Below are 6,000 nucleotides of genomic sequence, written 5' to 3' on the forward strand. Positions count from 1 at the left end.
GCGGGCTTTTCATTTCCCAAGCGATCTAAAGGGATAGCGACAGATGACCGGACGACTTGGCATGGGCTACATACTTATAATCTCGTCTATTTTTGGGGCTTCGGGAGCATTCGCAAACACCTGTTTTCCCCCTGAAAGGCCCTTCGTGCCTACCGAAATTGATGCCGCGCGAGAGTATCGCGACCTCATCTACGAGGACTATCAAGTCTACTTCGAGGACTTCAGCGCGTACCTTCAGTGCTTGGACGAAGAGAGGGCGCGAGCCTTCCAGGAAGGGCAGGAAGTGAGCGAGGAATATCGGCGGTTCTTCGATCAGGTTGTCAAAGGTGACTGAACACGCCGAGGTTGAGCGGATATTCGCCTACTGAATTAGTCAACATTTCTGAATGTGGGCCATCAGCAGGCTTAGAGTTCACAACTATCGCTATCGTTTGGACCTCACTTTTCGCTCGTATGCTGTTGCACAACACACCTCTGACGCCTTATGACGACATTATAACGCTGCGCACCTTCTTATAGCGTTGCTAGCCCGATGGAGATGCCATGTTCAAGTTGCTCCGCACCACCGCCCTTGCCGCAGCCGTCGCGGCTTCCAGCTTTGTCGCGATCCCCGAGCAGGCGCGTGCGCAGAGCTATCAAATCGACTGTGCCATTCTGCTTTGCCTCTCCGGCGGCTGGCCTGCCTCGGTGCCTTGCACCCGCGCCCGCGCCGAGTTCATTCGGCGGATCACGCCTTGGCCCGTCGAACCGCCTCTCCAAATTTGGCGGTGCCCTATGGGGGTGTCTTTCGATGCTGACCCCTCAGAGCGTAACCGTGCCCGTCTCTATGACATTCTCATGGAAGGCAACGGTTCCACCCCAATGCAGTCTTTCCCAGGCGCACCACTCACGGACTCTGCGCTTGAACCCCAGCCCGCCGTTGTCCGTAGGACCGGCGGGCTGGCCGACGCCTTGCCCGAGGGTTTCGCGCTGCAATTTGTCGACGGTGAATACAGCGATGACAACGGGATCGCAGACATCGACATCAGCGGTGACGCTTTTGACTTCGTTCGCTCAATCCGCGTCTTCAACGTGACCTACGCCCGGCAGCGACGGACGGGTAAGGACGGTGATAATTGCACCCGCAGCGCAGATGTTCGTCTCGGCTCCTATGGCACCCAAGGCGACTTCCATTGGTCCGGTTCTTCGGTTTCCGCGCTACCCGCCGCTCACACTGGCATGGAGCGTTTCGGGGAGTGGTGCCCGTCGATCTACCACCGCTCAGTGTTCGTGGAGTGGCGCGACTACCAAGGGAATTATGGGTTCGAGCAGGTCAACTACTAAGCGTAGTGCCACTTGCGGCTGCGCAATACTATAATTGCGGCAGGCATCTAAAGAGAGTATGCCTGTCGCAAACGATCATCAGAATCGAACAGGCAAAGGAGCAGACCCCCCAAAAAGCGAGACCCCCCGCAAGGCGGCAACCTAGCGAGGGGGGGCTTAGAACCTAGGAATTGGCGTTCCGAACGGTCCACACTGATCTGTTTTCAGGACTGGTTCTATCACCCTCCCAACAACCGAACAAGCAAAAAGCGCACCTGTGCGAACAGGGGAAGTTTGCTTCGCCGCCTTGTCCACCGAGCAGTAAAAGGACAGGGAAATGAACCACTCACCACAAGTTGCGTTGCCGCAGGGAATGACCCGCCGCGACGTTATTGCAGTCATAAGCGAGATCGGGCGAGACCTGAATCTTAGCGCAGCAGCCGTCTACATTCTGACCAAGCTCATTGGCAGCACCAGCGCCAAGGACTGGACCGAACCCGGAGCCGAGCCCGTCTTCTACGGCAGCCAGGAGACGATGGCGGAACGCTGTCATCTGACTGCCCGTCAGATGCGCTCACACGAACGCACCTTGGAGCGATGCGGCTTGCTAATCCGCGACACCAAGGCAAATGGTGCGCGGGAAGCTGGAACTGGCCGAGGGCTCGTCTTCACACCCCTCAAAGCCTGTTTCGCGGATCTTCTGGCCCTACGAGACCAGAAGCGGGAGCGCACAAGCCGGATCAAGGAACTGAAGAGCCTTCGCAGCGTCCGCCTTCGCCGCATGAAGGAGAACATTGCGCGCTTGTCTCCCGAGGCGCTGGATGATGAAGCCATCGCCTCCACCCTTTCACGCTTCAACGCTTGGCCGCGTTCGGATCGCTTGCATTCTCTTGGCATCGAGCAGCTAGAACAGCATATTCAGGACGCTACGGCGTTGTGTGAAGAACTCGAAGAACTTCTTCAAAACCTACCGGAATCTTCCTGCGAACCGGCAGTATCCTTCCGGTCTCTATTACAAGAAGACAACGAGAAGAATCCTTCTGTAATCTGTAACGCAAGCGTCGATGAAAGGAGCGCGGGCAAGCCCGCGCACTCGAACTTGCTTAAATCAGAACCTAGCGGTTCTGATGATTGCTTAGAAAAACAGGATGCGGGGCCGAGCGGAGTTATCAACCCCAAACTAGAGGCGCTGATGCAGCCGGAGCAGCTTTTCAAGCTGGCTTCGGACGACTTCCAGACAGCTCTAGCAGCGCGCTCGAACCGGATCACTGAAGAGGCGATTATCGACGCCGCGCACGACATGCTCACGCCGCTAGGGATCAACTATTCGGCTTGGCGCGGAGCCTGCGGAGCTATGGGTCGTCATGTCGCCGCACTTTGCGTCCTGGTCCTCGATGCCAACCGTGACCACCCACAGACGCCCGTGCGCAACCCCGGAGGCTTCCTGCGGGGCATGGTTCGAGCTCACAAGCGGGGAACTCTGAACCTGACCGGTAGCCTTATCGGATTGCAGCGGCGGCGGGGTTGGTAGGAGTCCCGCCATGCCGCACTTTCCAATGGATCAACCCTCTCGACGGTCGGATCGTGAAGGGTTGCAGCTATACATACCGATTTCCGCGCCGTCGCTGTCGTGCGCGATGACCGTGCCCTCGATCGCGGAGGCGCCTTCGGCGGGATCGAGCGGCCGCATGTCAGGTTCAGCCGTGACGCCTTGGAAGGTTCGAAGCGCGGCCAGATCACAGGCCCGGGCATCGTCAAACTCGGCCGTAATGACCTCGGAGCCGGACTGCAAATTGAACAGCACCAGGATCAGTATGATTTTCATGAGGGGTTCCTTTCTACGAAAGAAGGCCGGCACCTATCGGCCCCGGCCTTCATGGAGAACAGCGCATAGCGCCTTCACCTTCCACGACCATCGGCATCCCTGCCTGTATCGCACCTCGGCAATATCATAATGTTGAGCGCAAGACAATAACGCTGAACGTCATACGCATTCATCTTCCCGAAAATATCCTCGGGGGAGCGCCGACAGGCGCGGGGGCAGACAGCCCCCCTTGCTGCCGGTTATGCCTGTCCAAAATCGGTCGGTTTTGAACACCTGTGTTGCGAGTGTTCAAAAACTAGCCCTTGCGGATTTTGAACACTTCCTTATTTTCGAACAGGGTTTTTGCACGTACCGGGACACACCATGACAGCCCAAGGCCGCGTTTTTGCCTATGTCCGCGTTTCTACCATTGGGCAGACTGTCGCGGGGCAGCTCCAGGAGATCGCAGCGGCAGGATTTCAGCCGCCAGAATACCGTGTTGTTTCCGAGACAATTTCGGGGAGCGTTCCAGCCATGCAGCGGCCAGAGTTCGCGCGCTTGGTCGATCGTCTCGAACCCGGCGATATTCTCGTGGTATCGAAGCTGGATCGGCTTGGGCGCGACGCTATCGACGTGACCGAGACAGTTTCGGCTCTCTCAAAGATCCCTGTCCGAGTTCACTGCCTTGCCCTTGGTGGCACAGACCTAACCAGTTCGTCGGGACAACTAACCATGAATGTCCTAAATGCAGTGGCGCAGTTCGAGCGCGATCTACTGCGGGAGCGGACGAACGCGGGTCTCGCCGCGGCGAAAGCTAAGGGGCAAAAGCTAGGCCGACCTCGGGCGCTTTCTGAGACACAAGAAACCGAGGCCAGACACCGCCTCGAACGGGGCGAGAGTGTTTCATCCGTCGCCAGGCACTTTGATGTTGCAAGGGCAACCATCATCCGCCTCCGAAACACCTAGGCTGCTACGAGGGATGCTCGCTCGCCATCAGCTTAAGAGCATCAGCCTGAGCTACACTAAGGTTGCGGAGAGACGGGCAACGCGGCGCAATCTCGATTGTTTCGTTCTCAGCCAACCGTTCCCAAAGCCTCCGATAATTCGGGCGCATGGTGTCCCATGAAAGGTAGGTCCGAACCCTGACGAAATAGTCTTTCTCGGTTGGCGAAGGAAAGTCGGCAGGATTGGGCGCTCCAAAGCGTTCATAGTCCTCCGGATTACTCCATCGCAGGGGTGCAACCTCGCGGGAGCATATAACTAACCCGCCCAGGAGCGGGACATAAAATCTCCCGTGCAGCCGAGCCTTGGTCGCAGCATCGCACCACCCCCAAACGGGGCTGAGTACATCTAAGAAATCCAAAAGTTCTTTCTTTCCAGACCTCTGAGCAATCCGCTGCAAGGCGTGTTCTTCAATGCCACAAATCAACTGATCTGGGTTTTCTTCAAACTCCCAAGCGCGCCTTTTTCCAGATACCCGGAAATGATGTTGAAATATGGCGAGAAGAGTTCTGTTCGGGCCTAAGTCTATGACGCCATAGTGAGCGATGAGGGCTTCGCGATATTCATCGCGTGCTGTTGCTCCTAGATACCGACCCCATTTTCTAACATCTTTTATACAAGCATCCACGTATCTTTTACGGCCTTTGACGTTCGCCACGTTTACCTGCCGCCACCTCACAGGCAAGGGCTCTGTGTCGGCCATCTTTATTGCGGCACGGGACAAGCTTTTCGCCAAAGATTGGTCAATTCGATTTCCCGCAGGCGTTCTCTCATATGGAGTAGACATTGTTCTGCAAGCGTCTCCGTCCAGGGTAGTTCCGGCACGAAGCATCACGAGACCTGTTCAAGCTCGTCTCGAAGATCGTATCTTCTATACAATCGGCGCATGATTTTTTCCGCCTCTGGTGACGGTGTTATCCAGCCGGTTCCCGATGGTCGGCGCGGGACAGGATCGCGGTCTCCCAAATCAAAAGTAGCTACGCTGAAGCAAGAAATATCCGTTTTCGTTCCTGTCATAAGCGCCTTTCGCAAAAGAGGCCCTATCGACAAGGCCGAGCCCTCGTCACAATCAATTTCATGTCGGAGGCAACAGTCACACTTGGTCGCATAACGCCAAGTATGCGGTGGTTTATCAAAGCACTCGCCGCTCTTTCCTACGACTTGCCGTTCAACCAATGTTCCGTCGCATTCCACCCAACGGATTATGCGAGATCGCATAGTTACTTTGTTACTGAGAACAGCGGTTCTGAGTCCTTCGATGACCGACTGACTGTCCGTCAGCATCGGGTTTTCAATCTCATGTCTGACGAAAATAGGAGTTTCGTGGCTCGGCGCCGAACCCTCTGGATAGCGCAGAATGTTGTCGTCGCGCCGCCGCAGTATGTTGTCGTCGCCAAGTTTCCAGACGCCTTTGGCGAGATCGCTCCATTTCAGTGTGGTCTTGTCTTCAACCCAGCTTGGCACACCGTCTTCGTGGAACTTTTGAGCCATCCGGTCCAAAGCTACGTGGAGCGGTATTCCATCGCTCTTAGCAAGCCGCTTTGCTTCTTCGCGGTAGCTTTTGATTGATCTTCCAGAGGAATGAACTTCAACAGCCATATCAATCTCCCGATAGACGCTGGTTGACCGACAAACCTACATCCAGAGAAATCCAGAATGGCGATTAGTTTTGTTGAAAGCACTGACGCAAGGTCTTTCTAGATGTCGGTCGGAGGGGGGCGTGCGGACCCTGACGAATACTTGCAGCATTAGATTTTTACTGTCAATCAAAACAAATCTCGCCTCTTTTCCGCGCATGGCAAATCCTGATCGTTCATGACCTCGTGCGTTCGCTCGAGGACACGCCCGCCCAGGACCGGGCTCTACTCGTGCGCCGGCGAGACCGGCGCACT

General features: G+C 56.1%; 7 protein-coding genes. 4 read left to right on the forward strand and 3 right to left on the reverse strand.

The genetic code is table 11. The annotated features are described in order from the left end of the window. Positions 1 to 43 precede the first annotated feature (43 nt). The 3 genes from BM171_RS17910 to repC all read left to right on the forward strand — a co-directional run bounded on the left by BM171_RS17910 (position 44) and on the right by repC (position 2,833). Entirely contained in the window at positions 44 to 334 is a 291-nt protein-coding gene (locus BM171_RS17910; RefSeq protein WP_245760333.1) for a hypothetical protein, read from the forward strand. A 209-nt stretch (positions 335 to 543) separates the two neighbouring features. Continuing rightward, on the forward strand, positions 544 to 1,323 hold the full coding sequence (locus tag BM171_RS17915; RefSeq protein WP_175497627.1) for a hypothetical protein: 780 nt from the start codon (positions 544 to 546) through the stop codon (positions 1,321 to 1,323). 316 nt (positions 1,324 to 1,639) lie between these two features. After that, positions 1,640 to 2,833 carry a replication initiation protein RepC gene (repC, locus tag BM171_RS17920; RefSeq protein ID WP_093015788.1) on the forward strand — a complete coding sequence of 398 codons (1,194 nt, stop codon included), beginning with the start codon at positions 1,640 to 1,642 and terminating at the stop codon, positions 2,831 to 2,833. A gap of 30 nt (positions 2,834 to 2,863) precedes the next feature. Here the strand turns inward: repC and BM171_RS17925 are convergent, their stop codons facing one another. Further along, positions 2,864 to 3,127 (reverse strand): hypothetical protein, encoded by a 264-nt coding sequence (locus BM171_RS17925; protein WP_093015791.1) that lies wholly within the window; start codon positions 3,125 to 3,127, stop codon positions 2,864 to 2,866. A 363-nt stretch (positions 3,128 to 3,490) separates the two neighbouring features. Here BM171_RS17925 and BM171_RS17930 point away from each other — a divergent pair, with 363 nt between their 5' ends. Next, positions 3,491 to 4,072, forward strand: coding sequence for a recombinase family protein (locus BM171_RS17930; protein WP_093015794.1), 582 nt, complete (start codon positions 3,491 to 3,493; stop codon positions 4,070 to 4,072). Between the two features lie 4 nt (positions 4,073 to 4,076). Here BM171_RS17930 and BM171_RS18780 read toward each other — a convergent pair whose 3' ends face one another. Beyond that, a complete protein-coding gene (locus BM171_RS18780) occupies positions 4,077 to 4,766 on the reverse strand; it encodes a hypothetical protein (RefSeq protein WP_139218747.1) in 690 nt (229 codons plus the stop codon). A gap of 173 nt (positions 4,767 to 4,939) precedes the next feature. Next, positions 4,940 to 5,707 (reverse strand): hypothetical protein, encoded by a 768-nt coding sequence (locus tag BM171_RS18785; RefSeq protein ID WP_139218748.1) that lies wholly within the window; start codon positions 5,705 to 5,707, stop codon positions 4,940 to 4,942. Between the last annotated feature and the right edge of the window lie 293 nt (positions 5,708 to 6,000).

Origin of the sequence: Roseivivax halotolerans (assembly GCF_900115815.1) — a bacterium.
Taxonomy (GTDB): Bacteria; Pseudomonadota; Alphaproteobacteria; order Rhodobacterales; family Rhodobacteraceae; genus Roseivivax; species Roseivivax halotolerans.

Bases quoted from the DNA above. Each gene is read 5' to 3' on its own strand.
- BM171_RS17910 (WP_245760333.1), top strand. From the start codon at position 44: ATGACCGGACGACTTGGCATGGGCTACATACTTATAATCTCGTCTATT.
- BM171_RS17915 (WP_175497627.1), top strand. From the start codon at position 544: ATGTTCAAGTTGCTCCGCACCACCGCCCTTGCCGCAGCCGTCGCGGCT.
- repC (WP_093015788.1), top strand. From the start codon at position 1,640: ATGAACCACTCACCACAAGTTGCGTTGCCGCAGGGAATGACCCGCCGC.
- BM171_RS17925 (WP_093015791.1), bottom strand. From the start codon at position 3,127: ATGAAAATCATACTGATCCTGGTGCTGTTCAATTTGCAGTCCGGCTCC.
- BM171_RS17930 (WP_093015794.1), top strand. From the start codon at position 3,491: ATGACAGCCCAAGGCCGCGTTTTTGCCTATGTCCGCGTTTCTACCATT.
- BM171_RS18785 (WP_139218748.1), bottom strand. From the start codon at position 5,707: ATGGCTGTTGAAGTTCATTCCTCTGGAAGATCAATCAAAAGCTACCGC.